Raw genomic sequence first — 24,603 nt, forward strand, 5'->3', positions numbered from 1 at the left:
TGAAACAGCGGATCCCCTTCTCCGTATGGGGTTTTGCGTAGTTGGTCCCGCCTGTGGAGGGCACAGCGCGCGTGGTCGGTGCCGGCTGGTAGACAGGTCGGCATGAGCAGCGCCACCGTGACCGACCGCACCGCAGCCCGCGCCCGGGCCGAGGCGTCCCTGCGCGCGCTCGTGGGACGTGATGACGCCGTGCTGCGCGAGGACCAGTGGACGGCGATCGAGGCCCTCGCGGTCGACCGCCGCCGTGCCCTCGTCGTGCAGCGCACCGGGTGGGGCAAGTCCGCGGTCTACTTCGTGGCCACCGCTCTGCTGCGTGCCGAGGGGGCCGGCCCGACGGTGATCGTCAGCCCGTTGCTCGCGTTGATGCGCAACCAGATCGCCGCGGCCGACCGCGCCGGCATCCATGCCGTGACGATCAACTCCACCAACCCGGAGGACTGGACCCGCATCGAGGCGGACATCGCCGCGGGCAAGGTCGACGTCCTGCTGGTGAGTCCCGAGCGGCTCAACAACCCCGGGTTCCGCGACGAGGTGCTGCCCCGGCTCGCGGCCACTACCGGTCTGCTCGTGGTCGACGAGGCGCACTGCATCTCCGACTGGGGTCACGACTTCCGGCCGGACTACCGCCGGATCCGCTCGATGCTCTCCGAGCTGCGTCCGGGCATCCCCGTGCTCGCGACGACCGCCACGGCCAACGCGCGCGTCACCCGCGACGTCGCCGAGCAGCTGGCGCCGCCCGACGTCGCTGCCGGGAGCCTCGGTGATGTCCTCGTGCTCCGGGGCAGCCTCGATCGCGAGTCGCTCCGGCTCGGCGTCGTGCGGCTGCCCACGGCCGACCAGCGCCTGGCCTGGCTCGCCGATCACCTCGGCCAGCTGCCCGGCTCGGGCATCGTCTACTGCCTCACGGTTGCGGCCACCCAGGAGGTCGCGGCGTTCCTGCGCGACCGCGGGCATGTCGTCGCGGCGTACTCCGGGCAGACGGAGACCACCGAGCGCGAGGCGCTCGAAGGCGACCTCGCCGCCGGCCGGGTGAAGGCACTGATCGCGACCAGCGCCCTAGGCATGGGCTTCGACGCGACCCTTGGCTTCGTCATCAACCTGGGGGCGCCGTCGTCGCCGGTCAGCTACTACCAGCAGGTCGGCCGTGCCGGTCGTGGCACCGATGACGCCGTGGTGGTCTTGCTGCCGGGCATCGAGGACCGTGACATCTGGGCCTACTTCGCCTCGCTCGCCTTCCCGCGCGAGCAGCTCGTGCGGGACACGTTGGCCGCGCTGGCCGACGCCGGACGCCCGGTGTCCACGGCGGCGCTGGAGACCTACGTGGACCTCAACCGCAACCGGCTCGAGACGATGCTGAAGGTGCTCGACGTCGATGGCGCGGTGCGTCGGGTGTCGGGTGGATGGGAGGCCACCGGGCAACCCTGGGCCTACGACGCGGAGCGCTACGCGCGCGTCGCGGAGGCGCGCGAGCGCGAGCAGCGCGCGATGCTCGACTACCTGACCCACGAGGGCTGCCGCATGGCCTACCTGCGTGGCCAGCTCGATGACGAGGCGCCCGAGCGGTGCGGCCGCTGTGACAACTGCGGCGGGCTGCCTGTCGACGCGGCCATCTCCGAGTCGGCTGCCTCGGACGCGCGGGCTGCGCTGGAGCGCCCGGGCGTGGTGGTTGCGCCGAGGCGCATGTGGCCGACGGCGCTGGCCAATCTCGGCATCGAGCTGAAGGGCCGGATCAACGACGGCGCCGACGAGGGACGGGCCATCGCCCGTCTCACCGACCTCGGCCACGGCCAGCAGCTCCGCGAGCTCTTCCGCGAGACCAGTCCCGACGGTCCCGTGCCCATGCCGCTGATCCAGGCGATGGTGGCGGTCCTGCAGGAGTGGCGCCCCTCCGTGGACGTCATCGTCTATGTCGACTCCGCGACGCGCCCCGCTCTGGTGCGCGACCTGGCCGATGGACTCTCGCGGTTCCTCAAGGTCCCGATCGTGGGGCGCTGGTCGATCACGGACCCGTCGGTGCAGCCGGGTCGGGGCGCCGCCAACTCCGCGCAGCGGGTGGCGGCCGTCGGGCGGCGCTATGCGCTCGAGGGTGAGGTGCCCGAGGGCGCCCGGGTCCTGCTCGTGGATGACATGGTCGTCAGTGGCTGGACCCTCACGCTCGCAGCGCGCGCCCTCAGGAGCTCCGGCGCTGCGCAGGTGCTGCCGCTGGTGCTGGCGGCACAGAGCTGAGCCGAGCCTCCTCGGCGTGCTCGCGGGCCGCCCGGCGGATCGAGGTGATCGGCAGCACGACCCAGAAGATCGACACCAGCCCGACGTACAGCACGTCGATCACGATGGTCAGCATCAGACCGAAGAGGAAGTCGGTCAGCAGGGTCAGGATGCCGAGGATCGACAGGGCAACCAGGCCGACGGAGGCAAGCACCTGGTGGTTGCCCCGCACGACGATGCGTTCCTTGTCGTGCTTGCGGAAGGCGAGCCGGTGGTGGACGACGGGCGCGACAACGACGATCGCGGAGATCCCCGTGACGAGCACCGTCAGGTAGTAGGCGACCTTCTGGAAGGTCGTCACCTCCTGGAATGCCGCGCTGAAGGCGATCACCAGCAGGAAGCCGATCATCAGCAGGATGCCGCCCTGAACGACGCGCAGCTCCTGGAGCAGCTCGTTGAGCTCGCGGTCGAGTCGCGACGCGTGTGCCGGCTTCGCCGCCTTGGTGCTCTTCCCCATGAGGCCGACCGTAGGGCAGGACGTGGGGCCAACGGAAGGCATTGGACACCTTCTGTTCACCGTGTGTTCATCGCGCCAAAGGGAGGGAGGCTCCCGGGTGCGAACCCGGGAGCCTCCGTCGTGTGCGCTGACCGCGTCGGTCAGTGGATCATCGCCGCGGGGTCGAGCGGGGCGACCTTGTGGCGCGGCAGGAACAGCGCCGGGATGAAGCAGAGCCCCACGAGGATCGTGCCGACCAGGAAGACCGAGCCGAACGCCTCGCCGAACGCGACGAGGCCGTCCGGGGTCGCGGCCACCAGCTGCTGGAGCAGTGACGGGTCCGCGCGCTCGGGGCCACCGGCCCTGGCGACCTCCTCGCCCAGCCCCATGAGCGTCACCGCCTCTTCACGCGCGACGAAGCCGTTGGTCAGGATGACCGCGAAGATCGCCGTGCCGATCGACGCCGCGACCTGCTGGGTCACGTTGAGCAGGGTCGAGCCCCGGGCGATGTGCTCGTGCCTCAGCGTGGCCAGGGCCGCGCTGAACATCGGCATCATCGTGCAACCCATGCCCAGGCCCATGATGAAGAGGCCCGCGAGGATGCGCAGCGTCGACGGGTCAGCCCCGATGTTGATGAAGAACGCCAGGCCGATCGTGTCGAGCACGATGCCGGTGAGGACCACCTTGCCGGGACCGATCTTGTCGGAGAGCACGCCCGCGATCGGCATGGTCAGGACAGCACCGAGGCCCTGCGGGATCAGCAGGAGACCGGAGCCGAGGGCGTTCTCGCCGAGCACCTGCTGGAAGTACAACGGGAAGAGCAGGCCGGCACCGAAGAACGCCATGGCGAACAGGGCCATCGCCACGACCGCAACGGTCATCTGTCGGTCGCGGAAGAGGTGCAGGTCGATCAGCGGGTGCTTGTTCCTGCGGTTGAGCGCCCACGGCACGAACGCCGCGACGAGGAGTGCGCCGATGATGGTGAACGCCACGACCTCGGTGGTCCAGATGGTGCCGTGCTCCTGCTTCGCGCCGGGGATCGAGGAGACGCCGTAGAGCAGCGTCGCGAGGCCGGGGGAGAGCAGCAGCATGCCGAGGAAGTCGAAGGTCTCCGACGGCTCGACGTCGTCCTTGGGGAGCACCATCGAGGCGTAGATGATCGTGAGGACGCCGATCGGGACGTTGACCAGGAAGATCCAGTGCCAGCTGGCGCTGTCGACGAGCCAGCCGCCGAGGATCGGTCCACAGATCGGGCCGAGCATCATCGGGATGCCGAGGATGGCCATGACGCGACCGACGTTCTGTGGGCCAGCCTTGTGGGTCATGATCGTCATGCCGAGCGGCATCAGCATGCCGCCGCCCAGGCCCTGGAGCACGCGGAAGCCCACGAGGGTCTCCAGGTTGGGTGCCGATGCACACAGTGCCGAGCCAAGCGTGAACAGCAGGACCGCGAGGATGAACAGGCGCTTGGTGCCGAAGCGGTCGGCCGCCCAGCCGGTCAGCGGGATCACCGCGGCCAGCGCGAGTGTGTAGCCGGTCATCGTCCAGGCCACCTGCGCCGAGGTGGCGTTGAACGTCGTCTGGAACGTCTGCAGGGCCACCGACACGACGGTGATGTCGAGGATGGACATGATGGCGCCGAGAACGACGACACCGGCGACGAGGAACGTGCCCGGGGGCAGCGCGTCAGAGGCCGGGCCGGACTCGGCGGGCGGGTCTTGGGTGAGGTCTGTGGTCACGCCAACCAATGCTAGGCGCGACCACTGACAAGTACATCCGACTTCTGGTCACCGGCTGGTGTGGACCGGGCCACAGCGAGCTGGGTCAGACGAGGGCTTCGAGCGCCGCGATCAGCTGCGGGTCGTCGGGCACGACGGTCGGGCTGAAGCGCGCGATGACCGCACCGTCGTGAGCGACGAGGAACTTCTCGAAGTTCCAGCGGATGTCGCCGGCTTCGCCCTGCTCGTTGGGCACGTGGGTCAGCGCCTTGTAGATCGGGTGGCGATCGTGGCCGTTGACCTCGACCTTCCCGGTCAGCGGGAACGTCACGCCGTACGTCGCGGAGCAGAACTCCGCGATCTCCTCCGAGGTGCCCGGCTCCTGGCCACCGAACTGGTTGCACGGGAAGCCGATGACGGTGAAGCCGCGCGCGGTGTACTTCTCGTGCAGGTCCTCGAGCGCGGAGTACTGCGAGGTGAGTCCGCACTTCGAGGCGACGTTCACCAGCAGGGCTGCACGCCCGGCCATGATGTCGCCGAGGGTCGTCGGCGTGCCGTCCAGGAGGGCGATGGGGTCCTCGAGAATGCTCATGCGTCGAGCCTACGTGAATGTCTTGTCGGTTCCTCGCGTTAGGTTCCCGGGTTAGGTTCGCAGTCCGATCCAGCCGCCCGCCGGCGACGAGTCAGGGGAGTCGCAGTGAGCTTTGTCCCCGTGACCGGCCCGGCCACCTTCCGGCTCGCCGAACCGCCACGAGACAGCGTGATCACCTTCAGCGCCGGCCCGCGGGGCGGCCGCACGGTCGAGCTCCCGATGCGCGCGGCGCTCCCGGTGCTCACGCGCGCCCGCACCGCCGAGGACGCGCACCCGAGTGTCGGCCTGCTCGCAGGCGCCGTGCTCCTGGCGATGCGGCTGGTCGCCGACGGCAAGTTCGAGCCGTCGCCGGACGGCCCGTGGTGGCAGCCCGCCGAGCTCGCTGCCGCCGACCTGGACCGGCTCGAGCAGCTCGCGGCCGCGCGGGCCAACGAGCAGCTCGACGCGGCGACCGCCGAGGGACTGGCGAGGCGCGTGATCGCGGCGGTCGTCGATGCCATGCCACGCACGCCGCCGACGCCGGGCGCGACGTCGGCCGCCGCGAAGCAGCCGGGTGCGGTCCGGCCCATCGGCGCCCGCAGGTCGGTCAGCACCCGCAATGGCGAACGCCAGGACTTCCAGGACCGGCTGCAGGATCGGCTCGCCCGCCTCCGCGCCGACGGGGTCCCGATCCCCGATGACCGACCCAACCTGGTCAACCTCTCGCTCCGGGTCGAGGCCGCCGAGGAAGAGCTCGTGGCCGGCGGCGTACGCCTTGTCCTTCAGGTGCACGACGAGCGCAACCCACTGCACCTGTGCGACGCGGCACTACTGTGGACCGACCCCGAGACGAGCGGCTTCGGCGGGCGTGCGCGCACGCACGCGTCCCTGGCCCTGCGTGCCGCCGCCGAGGCATGGCCGGTGCTCGAGCGGCTCCAGGAGCTGCGGGTCCCCGACGAGATCACCCTCGACACCGACGAGCTGGTGAGCCTCCTCGACTCCGGGGTCGGAGCCCTGCGCGCGATGGGTGTCGACGTCCTCTGGCCCAAGGCCCTCGGGCGTGACCTCACGGCCTCGACGGTGCTGGAGCAGGCCCGGCCCGGTGCTGGCGCCCGCGGGGCGGGCGGCCGGCAGGAGGAGGCGCTGCAGGACGGGCTCTTCGGGCCGTCGTCGCTGTTCGAGTTCAACTGGCGGATCTCGCTCGCCGGCGAGCCGCTCAGCGACGACGAGATGGACCAGCTCGCGCACGCCGCGGCTCCGGTCATCCGGCTGCGTGACCAGTGGCTCATCGTCGATCCCGAGCTGGCGAAGAAGGCGAAGAAGCGCCTTGTCCGCACCGTGACAGCGCCCCAGGCGGTCGCCGCGGCCCTGACCGCGACGCTGGTCGTGGACGACACGAAGGTCGGGGTGGTCGTCGGTGCCTCGCTGGAGCGGGTGCGTTCGCAGCTGCGGACGGCGGCCACGCGTGATCCGATCCCCGTGCCGGCGGGGCTCGAGGCGACCTTGCGTGACTACCAGCGCCACGGCCTGACCTGGCTCGCAGAGCTGACCTCGCTCGGGCTGGGCGCCTGTCTCGCCGACGACATGGGCCTGGGCAAGACCATCCAGGTGATCGCCCTCCACCTGCACCGGGCCACGGTGCCGGGCGGCGGGCCCACCCTCGTCGTCTGCCCGACGTCGCTGCTCGGCAACTGGGAGGCCGAGGTACGACGCTTCGCGCCCGGTGTTCCCGTGCGCCGCTTTCACGGGGGCGGGCGATCGCTTGACGAGGTGTCCAGTGGCTTCGTGCTGACCACCTACGGCACGCTGCGCCGCTCGGCGTCCGAGCTGGCCGAGGTCGACTGGGACCTCGTGGTTGCCGATGAGGCCCAGCACGTCAAGAACGCCGCGACCTCGACCGCACGCGCACTGCGCGCCGTGCCGTCGACGGCTCGGGTGGCACTGACCGGCACCCCGATCGAGAACGAGCTCACCGAGCTGTGGGCGATCCTCGACTGGGCGACTCCTGGCCTCCTGGGCAGCCGGATGGCGTTCCGCAAGGCCTGGGCGCAGCCGATCGAGTCGGGCGTCGATCCCGACGTCACGCGGCGTTTCGCGGATCTCGTGGGTCCGTTCGTCCTCCGGCGCAAGAAGTCCGACCCGGGCATCGCGCCCGAGCTCCCGCCCAAGACCGAGACCGACCACCTGGTCGGGCTGACCCGCGAGCAGACGGTCCTCTACGAAGCCCTGGTCCGCGAGTCCATGGAGCGCATCGAGCGGGCCGATCCGGAGTCACGGCGCGGCCTGATCCTCGCGATGCTCACCGGCCTCAAGCAGATCTGCAACCACCCGGCGCACTACCTGCGCCAGTCCAACCCCAGGCTCGGCGGTCGTTCGGAGAAGTTCGACCTGCTCGACGAGCTGCTCGGCACGATCCTCGCCGAAGATGGCGCCGTCCTCCTCTTCACCCAGTACGTCGCGATGGGGCGCCTGCTCGAGGCGCATCTCGTCCGGCTCGGAGTGCCGCACCTCTTCCTGCACGGGGCGTCGTCGGTCGGCGATCGTGAGCGGATGGTGCGGGAGTTCCAGGCCGGAGACACGCCGGTCTTCATCCTGTCGCTCAAGGCCGGTGGCACCGGACTCAACCTGACCAGGGCCGACCACGTCGTCCACGTCGACCGGTGGTGGAACCCCGCGGTCGAGGACCAGGCGACCGACCGTGCCTACCGGATTGGCCAGACCCGGCCGGTGCAGGTGCACCGGATCGTCGCCGAGGGCACCATCGAGGAGCGCATCGCGGAGCTGTTGGCCGGCAAGCGGGCGCTCGCCGAGGCCGTCATGTCGGGCGGGGAGACCGCGCTGACGGAGCTGTCCGACGCGGAGCTGCGCGACCTGGTCGAGCTGCGGCGGGAACGCTCGTGAGCCGTCACGCTCCGTTCGCGCCGCGTCGTGGAGGGGCTCGGGCGACCACCTGGTGGGGGCGGGCCTGGCTGCGCAGCGTCGAGGAGTCGGCGTACGGCGAGGGGGACCTGCGTGCGGGCCGCAGGCTGGCGCGCGCCGGTGTCGTGGGCGGGATCCTGGTCGAGCCGGGGCGGCTGGTCGCTTCGCTGGCGGTGCCGGAAGGGGGATCGGTCACTGCTTCGGTGGTGTTGCCAATCCTGGCGGCGGCGGAGCGGGACGCGTTGGTCGAGGTCGTCGGCGCCGAGGCGGGCCGGATCGCGGCGCTGCTCTCCGGTGACCTTCCCGAGGGACTCGCCGACCACCTGGAGGAGGCGGGGGTCGAGCTGATCCCGTCCTCGTTCGCGAGCTCGTGCACGTGCGACGCCTGGGTGCAGCCGTGCGGTCACGCGATCGCCTTGCTGACTCAGGTGGCGTGGCTGAGCGAGGCCGATCCGCTGGTGCTCCTCGCGCTGCACGGCGTGCCGCGCGAGGAGCTGCTGGCACAGCTGGCCGACCGCGTTGGTCCAGCGGACCGTGCGGGTGATGCCGGCGGGCAGGTCACCGCGGAGCCCGACCTCGATGCAGCCGAGGACGCGGCCCGTTTCGCGGCGTACCTGCTGAGCCGCGTCGACCCGGATCAGGAGCGATAGACCGAGACCGCCCAGTCGGCGTCGGGAGTGAACGGGTCGAGCTGCCAGGTCGCCCATCGGCTCTCGAGCGCCCAGCCCGTCGCGGTGGCGTCCCGGTCGAGGTCGGCGACCGTGTAGTCGCGGTCGGTCGCGAAGCCGAAGATCGCCCGGCCGCCCGGCACCAGCACCGAGGCGAGGGCAGCGAGGACGGCCCGCTCGGTCCCCGGCTCGAGATAGACCATCACGTTGCCCGCGCTGACGATCACGTCGAAGTGCCCGAGGTTGGGGCTCACCTGGACCAGGTCGAGGCACTGCAGGGGCAGGCCCGGGTACTGCTGGCGCCCGGCCTTGATCAGCACAGGGTCGATGTCGACGCCGGCGGCCCGGTGCCCCTGCCCTGCGAGGTACGCCGCGACGCGGCCCGTGCCGCACCCGGCGTCGAGCACGCGACTGTTGCGGCCAGCGAGGGCGTCGACCATGCGTGCCTCGCCGTCGATGTCGACCCCGTCAGCGGCAAGCTTGCGGAACCGGTCGGCGTACTCGCTGCGCTGCTCGGGGGTCCACTCGTCGAACCAGCGAGCGCCGGATGCATCGGTCATGGCGCCAGTCTTGCGGACGCAGGGCCCGGCTGTCGTGGCGTCAGCCGCTGCCACATCCGGTGACGAGGAGGCCGACGACCAGGCAGACGACGAGCGTCAGCAGAGGGGCAAGGAGGGGGTGGGGCCGTCCGAGAGTTCGCATGTCTCGACGCTAGGAAATTTCCCGATCAGGCGTCGGCGGTTATCCACAGGGCCGCGAGGGCCATTTCGTGCAGCATCGAGCGCATCCGGCCGTCCGGGATCAGCGCGCTGTGCGGGGTGGAGTTCAGCAGGCCGAAGGCGGCGTGGACGCGCGCCTTGGCCTCGAGCGGCTTGAGGTCCTGATGGACGGCGCGCAAGGCGCGCGACCAGAGGTCGACGTACTTCCGCTGGAGGGTGCGGACCTGCTCGCGCGCCTCGTCGGGCAGTGCCGACCAGTCGCGGTCCTGGATCACGATCATCGACCGGTGCTCGAGGGCGAAGGAGATGTGCCAGTCCACGAGGGCGGAGACGGCTTCGGCGGCGCCCGCGGCCTCGCGGACGCGCACCCGGCCCACCGCGAGCAGCTCCTCGCTCGTGGAGACCAGCATCTCGGCCAGCAGGGCGTCCTTGCCGGCGAAGTGCTTGTAGAGCGCGGGGCCGCTCATGCCGCAGGCGGCGCCGAGCTCGGCGACGGAGACACCGTGGAACCCGCGTGCAGCAAAGAGCTCCGCGGCGATGCCGAGGATTTCGTCGCGTCGTGTGCCGGCCATGCGCACACGCTAGCCGCTCCGGTTAATGACCGCTAACCTTGAGGGCGAGTTAATGAACGTTAACCACTGGAGGATGTCGTGGCAGGACTGCGGGAAGTCACCATCGAGCTGCGGGAGCGGCTCGCTGCCGTGCGCGCCGGCGGTGCCGGCGGATCCGAGCGCGCTCGTCTGAAGCACACCGAGCGGGGCAAGCTCCTGGTCCGCGACCGGGTCGACCGGTTGCTCGACCCGGGCAGCCCCTTCCTCGAGTTCAGCCCACTCGCGGCCAACGGGATGTACGGCGACGACGCACCCGGCGCGGGCATCGTGACCGGCATGGGGCGGATCAACGGTCGCCTCTGCGTGGTCATCGCCAACGACGCGACGGTCAAGGGCGGCACGTACTACCCGATGACGGTCAAGAAGCACCTGCGCGCGCAGGCCATCGCCGAGCAGAACAACCTGCCCGCCATCGCCCTGGTCGACTCCGGCGGCGGGTTTCTCCCGCTCCAGGACGAGGTGTTCCCCGACCGCGAGCACTTCGGCCGGATCTTCTTCAACCAGGCCACCATGAGCGCGCGCGGCGTCCCCCAGATCGCTGCCGTCATGGGCTCGTGCACCGCCGGCGGCGCCTACATCCCGGCCATGTCCGACGAGACGGTCATCGTGCGCAACCAGGGCACGATCTTCCTCGGCGGCCCGCCGCTGGTGAAGGCCGCGACCGGTGAGGTCGTGACTGCCGAGGAGCTCGGCGGCGGTGACGTCCACGCCCGCACCTCCGGAGTCGTCGACCACCTCGCCGACGATGACGCCCACGCGCTCGACATCCTCCGCGCCATCGTCGACACCTTCCGGCCCGAGCCCGAGGCCCCGTGGGAGGTGCGTCCGGGCGAGGAGCCGCTGCTCGCCCCCGACACCTTGTACGACGTGGTGCCCGGCGACACCCGCACGCCCTACGACGTGCGCGAGGTGATCCGCCGACTCGTCGACGGCAGCCGCTTCCAGGAGTTCAAGAAGCTCTACGGCGAGACGCTCGTGACCGGGTTCGCGCACATCGAGGGCCACCCGATCGGCATCGTGGCCAACAACGGCATCCTGTTCAGCGAGTCGGCGCTCAAGGGCGCCCACTTCGTCGAGCTGTGCAACCAGCGCGGCATCCCGCTGCTCTTCCTGCAGAACATCACCGGTTTCATGGTCGGTCGGGAGTACGAGAACCGCGGGATCGCCCGCGACGGCGCCAAGCTGGTCACGGCGGTCGCGTGCTCCGTCGTACCGAAGTTCACCGTCGTGATCGGCGGGAGCTTCGGTGCGGGCAACTACGGCATGTGCGGGCGCGCCTACGACCCGCGCTTCCTGTGGATGTGGCCCAACGCGCGCATCTCGGTGATGGGTGGCGAGCAGGCGGCATCGGTCCTCGCGACCGTCAAGCGCGACGGCATCGAGGGCTCGGGCGGCTCCTGGTCGAGTGACGAGGAGGAGGCGTTCAAGGACCCGATCCGCGCGTCGTACGACGAGCAGGGCTCGCCCTACTACTCCACCGCCCGGCTCTGGGACGACGGAGTGATCGACCCCGCGGACACCCGCCGGGTGCTCGGCATCGCGCTCGAGGCGGCGGCGCACGCGCCGGTCGCCAGCCCCTCCTACGGCGTCTTCCGGATGTGACCATGACTGCCTTCGAAACCCTCCTCGTCGCCAACCGCGGCGAGATCGCCCGCCGGGTCATCCGCTCGGCCCGCGCGCTCGGCCTGCGCACCGTTGCCGTCTACACGGACGCCGATGCCGAGGCCATCCACGTGCGCGAGGCGGACCGCGCGGTGTGGATCCCCAGCTATCTGGACGTCGCTGCCATCGTTGCTGCGGCCACCCACAGCGCGGACCCGTTCTCCACAGGCCTTCCGGGTGCGGCGCCCTCGGTGGCGGTCCACCCCGGCTACGGCTTCCTCTCCGAACGGGCCGACCTGCCGCGCGCTCTCGCCGAGGCGGGTGTCGCCTTCGTCGGCCCCACCGGCGAGGTCATGGATGCGATGGGCCGCAAGGACCGGGCCCGCGAGATCGCCAGTGCCGCGGGTGTCCCCGTGGTCCCGAACTGGACGGCCGACGACGCCCTCGAGGCGGCCGACTTCCCGGTGCTCGTGAAGGCGGCCGCGGGCGGCGGCGGCAAGGGCATGCGTGTCGTGCGCTCGGCCGACGAGCTCGCCGAAGCACAGGCGGCCGCGGCCCGCGAAGCCGCCAAGGCGTTCGGCGACGACACCCTCCTGCTGGAGAAGTACGTCGAGCGCGGACGCCACATCGAGGTCCAGGTCTTCGGTGACACCCACGGCAACGTGGTGCACCTCTTCGAGCGCGACTGCTCCACGCAGCGGCGCCACCAGAAGGTCCTCGAGGAGGCCCCGGCCCCGACGCTCTCGGCCGAGCAGCGGGCGCTCGTCACCCGCAGCGCGGTCGCGCTGGCCCAGTCAGTCGGCTACACCGGCGCGGGCACTGTCGAGTTCCTGCTCGACGACGCCACGGGCGAGGCGTACTTCCTGGAGATGAACACCCGCCTCCAGGTCGAGCACCCGGTCACCGAGGAGGTGATCCGGGTCCGCGGCGAGCGCATCGACCTCGTCGAGCTGCAGCTCCACATCGCAGCAGGCGAGACCCTCGGGTTCGCGCAGAGCGACGTGACCGTGGCCGGGCATGCGATCGAGGCACGGGTCTATGCCGAGGACGCGTGGCACGGGTTCCTGCCACAGGCCGGCACCGCGTCGTACGTCGCCTGGCCGGGCCGGGATCGACCTCTCGGCGCACCAGACCTGACCTTTCGGCGCACCAGAGCTGGCCTTTCGGCGGGGGTTGGGGCGGGGGTTCGGGTGGACCACGCGCTGGAGTCGGGTCAGGTCGTCAGCACGAGCTTCGACCCGATGCTGGGCAAGGTGATCGCCGTCGGCCCCGACCGCGAGCAGGCCCGCCGGGTCCTCGTGACCGCTCTGGGCGACACCGCGATCTTCGGGCTGATCACCAACGTCGGGTTCCTGCGCGAGCTCGCCGCCTCGGATGCTTTCCGTGACGCGGCGATCGACACCGCCTGGCTGGACCGCACCGAGATCCACGACCCGATGGTGCACGAGGGGGCCCAGGTCGCCGCAGCGTGGATCGAGCACCGCGTCGCGGTCGAGTCGACGCCGGGGCCGCTCGCACCGGACGGATGGCGCGACGGTGGGGCGCCGGCTCCGATCAAGTACGGCGAGACCTGGCTGACTGAGGTGACCGAGCGCTCGGCACGGGCGAGCGGATTCACCTTCCGCGAGATCGAGCGCCAGCAACTCACCCCGGAGATCCACCGCGTCGAGTTCACCCTGGCCGCACACCACCTCGAGGACCGCGGCGTCCAGTCGGGCGGCGAGCGCCAGGTCGCCCACGTCCGGCTCGGGAGCGACGAGATCGAAGTGGTCGGCAACGGTCACCGGTTCGGGTTCGACCGGCCGGGTGCCCACCGCGACCACATCGCCGACGCGAGCGACGGGAGCGTGCTCGCGCCGATGCCGGGCACCGTGCTCGACGTGCGCGTGCGGGAGGGTGACGTCGTGGTCGCCGGCCAGGTGCTCGGAGTGATGGAGGCGATGAAGATGGAGCTCACCCTCACCGCGCCGTACGACGGGACCGTGGCCGCCGTCGAGACCGAGACGGGCGCGCAGGTCGTGCTCGGGGCCCGGCTCTTCCACGTGGATGGGGCAGAATCCTCGGCATGACCCGTGCCGACCACCCGGTGACTCCGGCCCGGGCCCGTGCCTGGGTCCAGCACCTCCGACAGGGTGGCAGCACTCCCTGGCTCGACTTCCCCGACGACGCGGCAGCCCCCGGTTCGTCGGTGGAGCTGCCCGGCGTCGCCCAGCTGGAGCTCGCGCGGCGGCTCAACCAGGGCGCCGGTCACCGCACCGGCCGGGCGCACGGCGACCTGATCGATCGGGTCCTCGTCGCCGGGTCGCCCGGACGCGGGCAGCAGGTCCGTTCGCTGCTCGACGCGCGTCCGGTCGATCCTTCGGCAGTCTCCGACTCCGAGCTGGTGCGGGTCGCCGTCGGTGTCCTCGCGGACATCGTCACCGAGCACGACCCCGGCGCCGTTCACGAGCCGACCGCGAAGCGCCGCGGCATCGTCGTGCTCGGCCCACCGCTCGCGGTCGCCGCCACCCTTGCCACCAACGCGCTCCCGGCCAGGCCGCCGGCTCGCCCGGGCAAGGTCGTCGTCCTTGCCGACGAGCTGGATCGCGGGCTGGCTGACGTGTGGGCCGGCCGGGTCCGTGACGGCTCCACGCAGACGTGGTCCGGATTCGTGGCCGCCATGCGCGGCCGCGACCGCCTGCCGCCGCGGACGAACGCCGCCGCGATCGCCGAGCGCTGGGCCGCCCGGGTCGGCCCTGACCGCGTGCACCTGGTCTTCGGTCCGGGGCTGGTCCACGGCATCAGGCGCAAGCCCTTCGCCGCGGCGTACCCCGTGCCGGTGGCATCGGCTCACGACCTCGTGCGCGAGGTCAACGCGGTCCTGCGCATCCTCCGCGACGAGCAGACCCATCGGCGTCTCATCGACCAGGTGCTCTGGCCGATGGTGGCTGCCACGTCCGGTCCGCCGCCCCGTCTCGACGCCGCGGGCCACGCGTGGTTGCACGCGCGCGGGGAGCGGATGCGCGACGCGATCCGTTCCGGTGGCTACGCTCTGCACGGCGATCCGGGCCATGTGGTGCCCGTCAACCCTGCCGAGCGCGACCCCGAGCGGGACGCGGCCGGGCGGTCGACGGTCCTGGATGTCGCTGTGAGCACCCTGCTCGGCACCCGCGAGGAGAACCTGTGACCGACGCTCGTCCGACCGGGCCCACCAAGGGCCCGATCCTGCTGCACGTCGGCACCCCCAAGACCGGCACGTCGTACCTCCAGGACGTGCTCTTCCGGAACCGTGACCGCCTTGCGGCGCAGGGGTTGCTCTATCCGGCGGAGCGGTTCGACGGACAGTTCCTCGCCGCTCTCGACCTGATGCGACTGCCGTGGGGCGGACTGGAGAAGCAGGCGGTCGGCGCCTGGGCGGAGCTGGCCGAGAAGGCCCGTGCCTGGGAGGGCACGGTGATCATCAGCCACGAGATCCTGGCGACCGCCCAGCGTGGGGACATCCGCCGCGCGCTCGAGTCGCTGGGCCACCCCGAGCGTGAGGTCCGCGTCGTGCTCTCCGTCCGCGACCTGGTCCGCCAGATCCCCGCGGAGTGGCAGGAGAACGTCAAGCACCGGCGCACGCTGCGCTACTCCAAGTTCCTCGACCAGATCCAGCACCCCGATCGCCCCGGCAAGGTGGCGCCGTGGTTCTGGGGTGCACAGGACGTCCCCGACATCCTCTCGCGCTGGGCTGCCGACATCGACCCGTCGCTGGTCACCCTCGTCACGGTGCCCCCCTCGGGTGCGCCGCGCGACCTGCTCTGGGAGCGGTTCGTCGAGGCCTTCGGCCTGGACCGTTACCGCTACGACCTCCACACCGAGCGCGCCAACCCCTCGATGGGCGTGCCCGAGACCGCGCTGATGCGCCGGATCAACCGCCGCGCCAACGCCGTCGTCCCGCCGGCCGACTACCGCCCGCTGGTCCGCGAGCTGCTCGGGCACCAGACGCTCGCGCTCCGTTCCGGCTCGCCGCGCCTCTCGGTCCCGCCGCACGTGTGGTCGTGGGCTGACGAGCTCGCCACGACCTGGATCACCGAGCTCCGTTCCCGCGGCTACGGAGTCGTGGGTTCCTTCGACGACCTGTCCCCGGCCCCGCTCACCGCTGAGTACGCCGACCCGGACCACCCCAAGGAACGCCAGGTGGCGAGCGCCGCCGTCGAGGCGATCACCGCGCTCCTGGTCGAAGGTGCCCGGCAGCGCGAGGTCGAGGCGCAACTGCGTCTGGAGCTTGCCGCCGCCAACGCCGCTCTCGACAGCTCGCGCGGGTTCAAGCAGCGGGTGAAGGGGCGGGTCTACCGCTATGCGGCCGGCCGCAAGTGGGGCCGCAAGGCGATCGAGCGCCACAAGCAGCGGCGCTCGCCCCGGATCTGACCAGCCGGATCTGACCAGCCGGATCTGACCAGCCGGATCTGACCGGCCGGATCTGACCAGCCGGGTCAGGCCTTCTTGAACTCCGTCGCGGCGTAGCGACCGAGCTGCCAGGTGGCGTAGCCGTCAGCGGTCATGCCGACGACGCCGCCGAGCACCGGGATCCGCTTGCCGACGGTGGTCGCGAGGCGCTTGCCGGCGACCCGGGTGATCAGCTCGGTCGCGACCTCCGTGTTGACGGCCTTCTCGATCGCCGGGTCGTAGGCCTCGTGGGTGGCCAGACCGAGCGGGCTCGCGGGAAGGCGGCCCTTCTTGACCGCCTTGCGGACCGTCTCCTCGCCGAGGAGGGAGGTGACCACGGCAGCGCGGACGCGCGGGTCGTCGAGGTCGTGGCCGTGAAGGTGGGCGATCGCGGCGATCATGCGCACCTGCACCAGCGTCAGGCCGGTGATGTTGGCGGGGACCGCCGCCAGTGCGGTCATGAGGCCGCCGAGGTTGGTCAGGAAGCCCTGCGCGCTCGCGTAGGCGACGTGCAGTCGCACGACGTCCCGGATCGCCCCGTCGACGTCGCCCTTCTCGTCCTTCAGCTGCTTCTCCGCGCTCACGCGGACGGGCCGCAGCGGCCCGACCCCGGTGATGGCCTTGACCATCGCCTCACGCACGAAGTTGTGTGCCGCCTGCGGCGCGAGCTTCTGCACACGCGGGGCGAGGCGACGGCCGACGATGCTTCCGAGTCCCATGGCGGTCATCCTAGGCAGACGCTCCGGCTTCTACGATCAGCAATGTGCCCCCGCCCCAGGAGTTGCCGCCGGTCGAGCCCCCCGTCTCGCCGTGGCACTTTCCCGACCCCCGAGGCATCGACGACGACCTGATCGCGATCGGGGCCGACCTGGCGCCGGGCACCCTGCTCGCGGCATACCGGGCGGGGCTGTTCCCGATGCCGCTCGACGACGACCCGACCGGATGGTTCTCTCCGGTACGACGCGGCGTACTCCCGCTTGGCGGACTCAAGGTCTCCAAGTCGCTGCGCCGGTCGTTCCGCGACTATGAGATCCGGGTGGACACGGCGTTCTCCGAAGTGATCTCCGCGTGCGCGGATCCCGCTCGCGATGGCGGCTGGATCGACGAGGAGATCCAGCATGCTTATGGGGTCCTGCACGAGCTGGGCTGGGCACACTCGGTCGAGGCGTGGCACGAGGGATCACTCGAGGGCGGTCTCTATGGCATCGCGATCGGCGGGCTCTTCGCCGGGGAGTCGATGTTCCACCGGCGGCGTGATGCGTCGAAGGCTGCGCTCGTGGGCCTGGTGGGACTCCTGGCCGACGGCCATGCCGAGCGGCGGTTGCTCGACGTCCAGTGGCGCACCGACCACCTGGCGTCGCTGGGAGTGGTGGAGATCCCGAGGCGCGAGTATCTCGACCGGCTGCGCCAGGCGCTCACCCTGCCGCTACCGGCCGCGTTTCACCGGACCTGAGCCGCGCAGCGTTGCGGCCATCGGTGCGGTGCGCACGCGCCGCCGGGGTGAGTTCCTCGCCTGCTTGGTGTTGGCGGGTCGGCGGTCGGGTCGGCGTGGGGTCAGACCACCTGCGGAGGCACGCCGTTCTCGCTCACCATCGGGCGCCCGGCGGCCTCCCAGTCGAGCATGCCGCCATCGAGGTTGACGACCTCGCGACCCTGCTGCGCCAGCCATGCGGTGACCTGCGCGGAGCGGCCGCCGACCTTGCAGACGACCAGCGTCTGCTCCGTCGGCACCTCATCGAGGCGGTCGACGAGCTGCGACATCGGGATGTGCAGCGCGCCCTCGATGTGTCCGTGGTCCCACTCGATCTGCTCGCGCACATCCAGGACCGGAAGCCCGGACGGCAGCGGGTGGGGGACCTGGTCGATCGAGACGGTGGGAACGCGCATGCCCCCATCCTAAGGACCGTGCCATCCGGCAAGCGGCGCTTCTAGGATGGGTCCGTGCCTGAGCTGCCCGAGGTGGAAGCCCTCGCCCTCGACCTGAAGGGGCGACTGGACGGCCGCGCCATCGTGCGGATCGACCTCGCCGCATTCATGGCGCTGAAGACCTTCGACCCGCCGCTCCAGGCACTCGAGGGCACGTTCGTCGACGACGTGACGCGGCACGGCAAGTTCCTCGACATCAGCGTCGGCGGGCTGCACCTCTGCCTCCACCTGGCCCGTGCCGGCTGGGTGCGCTGGAAGGACCAGGTCCCGGCTGCTCCCGCCAGACCCAACGGCAAGTCACCGCTCGCGGCACGCATCGTCCTCGACAACGAGACATGTCTCGACATCACCGAGGCCGGCACGAAGAAGAGCCTCGCCCTGTACGTCGTGCGGGACCCGCTCGACGTGCCCGGCATAGCGAGTCTCGGTCCCGACCCGCTCGCTGACGAGTTCACGCCGGCGATGCTCGCCGGCATCCTCGAGTCAGAGGGCCGCAAGCAGCTCAAGGGCGTGCTGCGCCACCAGGGCACGATCGCGGGCATCGGCAACGCGTACTCCGACGAGATCCTGCATGCCGCCCGGATGAGCCCCTTCAAGCCGGCCAGCAGCCTCGACGAAGCCGAGCTGGCCACTCTCTACAACGCGATCCGCGACACGCTCGGTGACGCCGTCGATCGCTCGCGCGGCCTGGCGGCATCCGAGCTCAAGGGCGAGAAGAAGACCAACATGGCCGTCCACGGCCGCACCGGTCAGCCCTGCCCGGTCTGCGGTGACGCCGTGCGTGAGGTGTCGTTCGCGGACTCGTCACTGCAGTACTGCGCCACCTGCCAGACCGGCGGCCGGCCGCTGGCCGACCGCCGGATGAGCAGGCTCCTGAAGTAGCTCAGCGTGCCTCGAGGTTCACCACCAGCGCGTCGGTGTGGTGGTCCTCGACCTCGACGACACCGGGACGGTTGATCGTGAAGTCGAGTGTGGTGACGCCCGCCTTGTAGTCCAGCGAGTGCTCCGGATCGGAGTGCACGTGGAGCTCACCGGAGGAGTCAGCGGTGACGCGGAGGGTGATGGTCCGGCCCACCTCCACCCGCTCGGTCGTGCCCGACGGGGAGACCTTGCCGTCCTTGACGGTCACCTCGATCACCTGCGAGCTGACGGCGGGCGCCGAGCTTGTGGGCGAGCCGGAGGTGGTCGGCGCGGAGGCCATTGACTCGGTGGGCTCAGGAGCCGTCTCGGTGCTGGTGGCGCACCCGGTCAGGGCGAGCACAGCGGCGACGGGGGCAGCGAACAGGGCTGCGGGGAGGGTCATGCGCATGGGGTGATCCTTACGTAGAGGTCAAGCGACGTTGAAGAAGTTCCGGAGCGGGGCGACCCGCCGGAGCACGAGTTGGTCGAGGGCGAAGACGGCGACCAGCGAGGCACCGAAGAGTGGCAACCCGACGCCCAGCGCGATCAGGCCGACGACAGCGACCGGACCGGCCTTCAGGCTGAGCCGGCCGCGCGGTGCGCCCATGGAGGCGCCCTTCGGACGACGGCGCCACCACATCAGCGGCCCGGCCACGCACATGAACATCACGGCGACGCAGAAGAGCCCCGACACCACCATGTTGGCCGTGCCGAACCGGCGTCCTTCGTGCAGGGCGATGCCCTGGCCGACCACCTTGGCGAGTGCGCCGTACTGGTCGTAGCCGAACTCCGCGACGGGCTTGCCCGTGAACTGGTCGATGTGGAGCGCCGACTCGTGTCCCGGCTCGTTGAAGGCGTAGCCGATGACGGAGTAGACCCCCTTCTCGTCGGCCGGCGGAATGACGGTCATCGGGTGGTGCAGGCCCCGCACGTTGGCTGTCTCGATTGCTCCGTCGAATCCGATCTGGTCCGCAGTCGACCTGGAAGCCGCCGTCCCCTCGGACGTGGGGACCGTGCTCTTGCCCTCGCCCCAGGGCACGGCGTGGCTGTGCGGGACCGATGCGTCCAGCGTTGGCGCGGATGACTGGGCACCGGGATCCTCCGACCAGAACGACGTGCCCTGCGACGTGGCGAGCTCCTGCGCCTTCGCGCCCCACCAGATCGTCCACGGCAGCCCGCTCGCGACCAGGGCGAGCAGCCCGACGCCAACGAAGAGGCCGATCGTCGCGTGCTTGTGGCGAAGGGCAGCGCCCGCGGCCCTGGCAGCCTTGCGCCGAGCCCGCGCAGCCCGACCTCGCCAGTACATGTAGTAGCCGGTGATCGCCATGACGATCGCCCAGCAGGCTCCGAGCTCCATCACGTAGGCGCCGAGGTCGCCGGCCATGAAGTTGGAGTGCAGGTTCTTCGCATAGCCGCTGACGGTCTTGTTGGGGTCGAGCTCGCCGAGCACCTCGCCGGTGTACGGGTTCACGTACACCTCCCGGATGGTGTCGTCCTCCCAGCTCGGCGTGCCGGGCGCGGCGGTCGAGAGCGAGAAGTCGGTCGAACGGTCTGCATCGGACGGCTCGAGGACCGCCGCGATCCGGCCGTCGGGATACGCCTTCAGCAGCGACGCTGCCTGGGCGTCGTACGACAGGCGGGTGCCGCTGCTGGGCACGTCGACCTTCATCAGGTCGGCGTGGAGCAGCGGCTCGATCTGGAACCGCAGCAGGTAGACCAGTCCGGTGCTGGCCAGCACCAGCAGGACCGGGATGACAAGGAAGCTGGCGTAGAAGTGCCAGCGCCAGAAGGTGCGGAACAGGCCGCCGCCTCCGGATCTGGCCGCCTTCTTGTCCGGGCGTGAGCGTTGGTCGACGGATTCGGGGTCGACGGTAGTTGTGTCGGTCATGAGGGCTCCTCCGAGATCGTTCACGTGCGCGCCGACCCGAGGGGTCTGCACGTGAACAGGGGCTGCGCTTGGACGGGCTTCGTGCGCCGCCCGGAGTGGCTAGGCAGCGCGGAGGGAGACCGGTGGCCCACGCCGCGCGTGGGTGTCACCGAGCAGGACCTGCAGGTGGAGGACCGGGAGGTGACCGGCGTCGATGCGCCGGGGGATCGTTGTCGCGGCAGGCAGGGGCACACGGCGTACGACGAGGAGCAGCGCGGCGTCGGCGGCCCTGGCCACGAGCCGCAGCGCGTTCCACAGCAGCCGCTCGCCGTGGGCCAGGACGAGCCCGGCGAGGGCGGCAGCGACGAGGTGGGCGAGTGCCATCGGAGCGTGCGTCGGGGTCAGGTCGGCAGCCAGGTGACCCAGGGCATCGCGGAGCGCACCAGCGACTCCGGTCGGGTCTGCCCCGATCGGCTCGCCGTGGCCCGAGAGCGCGGTCATCGCCACGTGGATGCTGGTCTGGCCGACGATGAGGAGACCGGCGATCGTCAGCCGGGAGGCCTCGCGGTCCAGCCACATCGCGGCGCTCATCGTGCAGAGCAGGAGCATCAGCGGGAGGGTCCACAGCGCCGGCACCAGGCCGCCCGCGCTGACGTGGGCGGCGACCGCGAGCAGCAGTGAGACGAGCGAGGTGATGAAGGCGCGCGACACCGTCAGAGCGGTGCCTGCCCGAGTCGCCACGGCAACATCATGAGGCATGACGGTGACTTTGCGGGTGCTCGGCGACCGTGCCGAGGCTCGATGCCCGTGACGTGCGCCTCACGCTGAGCCTCTTGTGGTCCGTGATCCCGCGCACCTAGATTGCGCAGCGAGTCAGTCCCACCTCCTCCGGGAGGTGAAGGGAATCCGGTGAGAATCCGGAACTGTCGCGCAGCGGTGAGGGCGACGAGCGAAGCAACAAAGCCACTGGATCTTCGGGTCTGGGAAGGCGCTTCGTTCGCTTGACCCCGAGTCCGAAGACCTGCTGGCTCGCTGTGTCCACAGCGCTTCGCGATCTGAGCGCCTGACTCCAGAGGTCTTCCTTTGCATGAAGTTGATGCCGTCTCCCGTCGGCAGAACGCGCGACGTCTTTCGGTGCCCTTGCTCGTGGCAGTGCTGCTGCCGCTGGCCTGCGTCACCGTTGTCCTCGCGACCGGGTTCGGCGCTGAGCCACTGCCGGCGCACGTCGTCGTCGACGCCCTGAGGGGCCGCTTCGGTGGCGCACCCGTCGACACGGCGTACGACGCGATCGTCTGGGAGATCCGGCTCCCGCGGACGCTGCTCGGCCTGGTCGTCGGGGCCGGCCTGGCGATCGCGGGCGCGGCCGTGCAGACCCTGGTCCGCAACCCCCTCGCCGATCCCTACCTGCTCGGCGTCTCGTCAGGAGCGAGCGTCGGCGCGACAGCCGTGATCACGCTCGGCGTGCTCTCCAGCGCCGGGCTCTGGGCGCTCTCTCTCGGAGCTCTGGCGGGCGCGCTGCTCGCGTCGCTCATGGTCTTCGGGATCGCGATGCTGCAGGGCGGGCTCACCCCGCTGCGGCTGGTGCTGACCGGCACGGTGCTGTCCGCGGCGTTCTCATCGATGGCGAGCTTCCTGGTCTTCCGGAGCGCTGAGCCGCAGGCCGCGCAATCGGTGCTGTTCTGGTTGCTGGGCTCACTCTCGGGCGCGACCTGGGACCACCTCTGGCTCCCCGTTGCTGTCGTGGCGATCGCGTTCGTCCTGCTGATGGCGGCTAGTGGCTGGCTCGATGCGCTCGCGGTCGGGCCGGACACGGCCGCTGCCCTCGGCGTACCGGTGCGGGCGCTGCGCACCGGGCTCTTCGTGCTGACGGCGGTCCTCGTCGGCGTCCTCGTCGCGGTGGCCGGTGGCATCGGATTCGTCGGACTCGTGCTGCCGCACCTGGCGCGGCTCCTCGTCGGTCCGCGCCACCGCGCCTCGCTTCCGGTAGCGGCGCTGGCTGGCGGGGTCTTCCTGGTCTGGGTCGACGTCGTCACCCGCATCGCGGTCCGGCCGACCGAGATCCCGCTGAGCGTGGTCACGGGCCTCATCGGGGCTCCCGTCTTCCTGATCCTGCTCGGCCGTCGCACCTATCGCTTCGGAGGCGAGTCATGACGATCACCGCACCCCACGTCGTCGGCACGACCCCTGCACTCGCAGCCTCCGGCGTCGCCTGCAAGGCCGGACCGCGCACGGTCCTGTCCGGTGTTGACCTCGACGTCCGGCCGGGCGAGGTGCTCGGGCTGATCGGCTCCAACGGCACGGGCAAGTCGACACTGCTCCGCGTCCTCGCCGGCGTGCGGCCCGCGTCGGCCGGAGAGGTCCTGCTGGCTGGTCGTCCGCTCGGCGCCATCAGGTCACGCGAGCGCGCCCGCCAGATCGCGTTCGTCGCGCAGGAGGAGGCCGCGCCCTCGGACCTGCTCGTCTCCGAGATGGTCGCGCTGGGGCGCGTGCCGCACGCCCGCGCCTGGGGCGGCATCGACGAGGCGTCGCGGCTCGCCGTCACGGAGGCGCTGCACCTGGTCGACCTCGAGTACGCCGCGCAGCAGTCCATGGACCGCCTCTCCGGCGGCGAACGCCGCCGGGCCCTGATCGCTCGCGGCCTCGCCCAGGAGGCCCCGCTGCTGCTCCTCGATGAGCCGACCAACCACCTCGACATCAAGCACCAGCTCGCCCTGATGCGCCTGGTCCGCCGGCTCTGCCGGGACCTGGACCGGACCGCCGTGGTGGCCCTCCATGACCTCGACCTCGCGGCCACCTTCTGCGACCGCATCGCAGTCCTGCACGCCGGCGGACTCTTCGCTCTCGGAACACCCGACGAGGTGCTCACCCCGTCGGTTCTCCACGACGCGTTCGGTGTCCTCGCAACCCGTGTCACCCACCCCCTCACCGGCCGGACGCACCTGCTGTTCAGCCACGATGAAAGAGAGATCCACCCATGAAGACGCGCAACAAGTACGGCGTGCTTGCGGCCGCAGCAGTCCTTGGCCTCTCCGGTTGTGGCGGTGCGACGAAGGCTGCCCCCGCGGCGGGCGGCACCGTGACGGTCACCAACTGCGGCACGAAGGTGGACTTCCCGGCTCCCGCGAAGAAGCTCTTCGTCAACGACAGCAACCTGATCTCGATGGTGTTGGCCCTGGGTGCGGAGAAGCAGGTCGGCGCCGTCTCCAGCATCGGTCGTGACGAGTTGGTGCTGACCGAGCACTACGGCGCCGCCGTGGCCGGGCTCAACCAGGTCTCCGACGACTACCCCGGCCTGGAGACGGTGATCGCGGCGAAGCCGGACGTCATGGTGGCGGGCTGGAACTACGGCTACGACGAGACCAAGCAGCTCACGCCGGACGCGCTCGCCGAGCGCGGCATCGCGGCGTACATCCTGACGGAGTCGTGCCGCCAGGAGGGATCGAGTGCCCGCGGCATCGTCGACCCGTGGACCGCGCTGCGTGACGACATGACCAACCTGGGCGAGATCACCGGCCGCACGGAGGCGGCGGCGGCGGTCGTCGCCGACTTCGACCAGCGGCTGGCCGCGCTCGATGAGGCGCCGAAGGCCGACGAACGCCCGGTGCTCTTCGTGTTCGACAGCGGCGACAAGGCGGTCTTCACCTCCGGTGCCTTCGGGGCTCCGCAGGCCGTCATCGAGGCCGGTGGTGGGCACAACGCGATGGCCGACCTGAAGGACACCTGGACCGAGGTCTCGTGGGAGCGCCTCGCCGCTTCGAAGCCCGACGCGTTCGTCTTCGTCGACTACCCGGGCCAGAGCTTCGAGCAGAAGGTCGCCGTGCTCCGCGCGAACCCCGCGACGCGGAACCTGCCGGCGGTCAGGGAAGGCCGGTTCCTGAACCTGCCCTACGCGATGTGGACCAGTGGCCCGCTCAACATCGACGCGGCCGAGGAGGTCCGGACGGCCCTGGAGAAGTGGGGCCTCGTGCCGAAGGGCTGATCGGTGGCGCTCTCA

Annotated in this window: 22 protein-coding genes and 1 riboswitch; of the genes, 12 read left to right on the top strand and 10 right to left on the bottom strand. The window is 70.9% G+C overall.

From position 1 onward, the window contains the following. Positions 1-102 precede the first annotated feature (102 nt). The gene (locus D4739_RS06145; RefSeq protein WP_120059746.1) at positions 103-2,226 is read left to right on the top strand and encodes a RecQ family ATP-dependent DNA helicase; all 2,124 of its coding nucleotides are present in this window, start codon (positions 103-105) and stop codon (positions 2,224-2,226) included. Here D4739_RS06145 and D4739_RS06150 read toward each other — a convergent pair. The 3 genes from D4739_RS06150 to D4739_RS06160 form a co-directional block, all read right to left on the bottom strand. Beyond that, positions 2,171-2,722, bottom strand: coding sequence for a DUF6328 family protein (locus D4739_RS06150; RefSeq protein ID WP_120059747.1), 552 nt, complete (start codon positions 2,720-2,722; stop codon positions 2,171-2,173). The genes D4739_RS06145 and D4739_RS06150 overlap by 56 nt on opposite strands. Positions 2,723-2,862: 140 nt before the next feature. Further along, entirely contained in the window at positions 2,863-4,440 is a 1,578-nt protein-coding gene (locus D4739_RS06155; protein WP_120059748.1) for a DHA2 family efflux MFS transporter permease subunit, read from the bottom strand. Positions 4,441-4,525: 85 nt separating this feature from the next. Beyond that, positions 4,526-5,011 (bottom strand): glutathione peroxidase, encoded by a 486-nt coding sequence (locus D4739_RS06160; RefSeq protein ID WP_120059749.1) that lies wholly within the window; start codon positions 5,009-5,011, stop codon positions 4,526-4,528. Positions 5,012-5,116: 105 nt separating this feature from the next. Between D4739_RS06160 and D4739_RS06165 the strand changes: the two genes are divergently transcribed. Together D4739_RS06165 and D4739_RS06170 are read left to right on the top strand one after the other, a co-directional pair. Then, the gene (locus D4739_RS06165; RefSeq protein WP_120059750.1) at positions 5,117-7,891 is read left to right on the top strand and encodes a DEAD/DEAH box helicase; all 2,775 of its coding nucleotides are present in this window, start codon (positions 5,117-5,119) and stop codon (positions 7,889-7,891) included. Continuing rightward, entirely contained in the window at positions 7,888-8,559 is a 672-nt protein-coding gene (locus D4739_RS06170) for an SWIM zinc finger family protein (RefSeq protein ID WP_120059751.1), read from the top strand. Before D4739_RS06165 ends, D4739_RS06170 begins: the two co-directional genes overlap by 4 nt. Here the strand turns inward: D4739_RS06170 and D4739_RS06175 are convergent. Together D4739_RS06175 and D4739_RS06180 are read right to left on the bottom strand one after the other, a co-directional pair. After that, a complete protein-coding gene (locus D4739_RS06175) occupies positions 8,547-9,137 on the bottom strand; it encodes a class I SAM-dependent methyltransferase (RefSeq protein ID WP_120059752.1) in 591 nt (196 codons plus the stop codon). The two genes, D4739_RS06170 and D4739_RS06175, sit on opposite strands and share 13 nt — an antisense overlap. 167 nt (positions 9,138-9,304) lie before the next feature. Then, positions 9,305-9,868: a TetR/AcrR family transcriptional regulator gene (locus tag D4739_RS06180; RefSeq protein ID WP_120059753.1), complete on the bottom strand. Its 564-nt coding sequence runs from the start codon at positions 9,866-9,868 to the stop codon at positions 9,305-9,307. Between the two features lie 78 nt (positions 9,869-9,946). On the opposite strand from D4739_RS06180, the gene D4739_RS06185 reads away from it, so the two are divergent. From D4739_RS06185 to D4739_RS06200, 4 genes are read left to right on the top strand one after another with little or no spacing between them, the layout of a single operon-like run. After that, positions 9,947-11,509, top strand: coding sequence for a carboxyl transferase domain-containing protein (locus D4739_RS06185; protein ID WP_182920329.1), 1,563 nt, complete (start codon positions 9,947-9,949; stop codon positions 11,507-11,509). Between the two features lie 2 nt (positions 11,510-11,511). After that, complete coding sequence (locus D4739_RS06190) at positions 11,512-13,578, top strand: acetyl/propionyl/methylcrotonyl-CoA carboxylase subunit alpha (RefSeq protein ID WP_120059755.1); 2,067 nt, start codon at positions 11,512-11,514, stop codon at positions 13,576-13,578. Next, entirely contained in the window at positions 13,575-14,675 is a 1,101-nt protein-coding gene (locus D4739_RS06195; RefSeq protein WP_120059756.1) for a hypothetical protein, read from the top strand. Before D4739_RS06190 ends, D4739_RS06195 begins: the two co-directional genes overlap by 4 nt. Beyond that, complete coding sequence (locus D4739_RS06200) at positions 14,672-15,898, top strand: hypothetical protein (protein WP_120059757.1); 1,227 nt, start codon at positions 14,672-14,674, stop codon at positions 15,896-15,898. Before D4739_RS06195 ends, D4739_RS06200 begins: the two co-directional genes overlap by 4 nt. A 65-nt stretch (positions 15,899-15,963) precedes the next feature. Here the strand turns inward: D4739_RS06200 and D4739_RS06205 are convergent, their stop codons facing one another. Continuing rightward, positions 15,964-16,635 carry an EcsC family protein gene (locus D4739_RS06205; protein ID WP_238473540.1) on the bottom strand — a complete coding sequence of 224 codons (672 nt, stop codon included), beginning with the start codon at positions 16,633-16,635 and terminating at the stop codon, positions 15,964-15,966. Positions 16,636-16,679: 44 nt separating this feature from the next. On the opposite strand from D4739_RS06205, the gene aat reads away from it, so the two are divergent. Beyond that, positions 16,680-17,369 carry a leucyl/phenylalanyl-tRNA--protein transferase gene (aat, locus tag D4739_RS06210; protein WP_238473541.1) on the top strand — a complete coding sequence of 230 codons (690 nt, stop codon included), beginning with the start codon at positions 16,680-16,682 and terminating at the stop codon, positions 17,367-17,369. A 101-nt stretch (positions 17,370-17,470) separates the two neighbouring features. Here aat and D4739_RS06215 read toward each other — a convergent pair whose 3' ends face one another. Continuing rightward, positions 17,471-17,803, bottom strand: coding sequence for a rhodanese-like domain-containing protein (locus D4739_RS06215; RefSeq protein WP_120059760.1), 333 nt, complete (start codon positions 17,801-17,803; stop codon positions 17,471-17,473). A 54-nt stretch (positions 17,804-17,857) separates the two neighbouring features. On the opposite strand from D4739_RS06215, the gene D4739_RS06220 reads away from it, so the two are divergent. Next, a complete protein-coding gene (locus D4739_RS06220; protein ID WP_120059761.1) occupies positions 17,858-18,724 on the top strand; it encodes an Fpg/Nei family DNA glycosylase in 867 nt (288 codons plus the stop codon). Position 18,725: 1 nt separating this feature from the next. On the opposite strand, the gene D4739_RS06225 is transcribed toward D4739_RS06220, so the two are convergent. From D4739_RS06225 to D4739_RS06235, 3 genes are all read right to left on the bottom strand, one after another. Further along, positions 18,726-19,151: a cupredoxin domain-containing protein gene (locus D4739_RS06225; protein WP_120059762.1), complete on the bottom strand. Its 426-nt coding sequence runs from the start codon at positions 19,149-19,151 to the stop codon at positions 18,726-18,728. Positions 19,152-19,172: 21 nt separating this feature from the next. Next, positions 19,173-20,630 (bottom strand): PepSY-associated TM helix domain-containing protein, encoded by a 1,458-nt coding sequence (locus D4739_RS06230; RefSeq protein ID WP_120059763.1) that lies wholly within the window; start codon positions 20,628-20,630, stop codon positions 19,173-19,175. 99 nt (positions 20,631-20,729) lie between these two features. Continuing rightward, complete coding sequence (locus D4739_RS06235) at positions 20,730-21,350, bottom strand: hypothetical protein (protein ID WP_120059764.1); 621 nt, start codon at positions 21,348-21,350, stop codon at positions 20,730-20,732. A gap of 116 nt (positions 21,351-21,466) precedes the next feature. Next, positions 21,467-21,652: riboswitch (cobalamin riboswitch) on the top strand. Between the two features lie 97 nt (positions 21,653-21,749). Between D4739_RS06235 and D4739_RS06240 the strand changes: the two genes are divergently transcribed. The 3 genes from D4739_RS06240 to D4739_RS06250 are packed head-to-tail and all read left to right on the top strand — an operon-like array spanning position 21,750 to position 24,588. Beyond that, positions 21,750-22,760, top strand: coding sequence for a FecCD family ABC transporter permease (locus D4739_RS06240; protein WP_420799028.1), 1,011 nt, complete (start codon positions 21,750-21,752; stop codon positions 22,758-22,760). Next, positions 22,757-23,587 carry an ABC transporter ATP-binding protein gene (locus D4739_RS06245; RefSeq protein ID WP_120059766.1) on the top strand — a complete coding sequence of 277 codons (831 nt, stop codon included), beginning with the start codon at positions 22,757-22,759 and terminating at the stop codon, positions 23,585-23,587. Before D4739_RS06240 ends, D4739_RS06245 begins: the two co-directional genes overlap by 4 nt. Next, positions 23,584-24,588 (top strand): ABC transporter substrate-binding protein, encoded by a 1,005-nt coding sequence (locus tag D4739_RS06250; protein WP_120059767.1) that lies wholly within the window; start codon positions 23,584-23,586, stop codon positions 24,586-24,588. The genes D4739_RS06245 and D4739_RS06250 overlap by 4 nt, the downstream gene beginning before the upstream one ends. Positions 24,589-24,603 lie beyond the last annotated feature (15 nt).

The organism is Nocardioides cavernaquae (genome assembly GCF_003600895.1).
GTDB lineage: Bacteria > Actinomycetota > Actinomycetes > Propionibacteriales > Nocardioidaceae > Nocardioides > Nocardioides cavernaquae.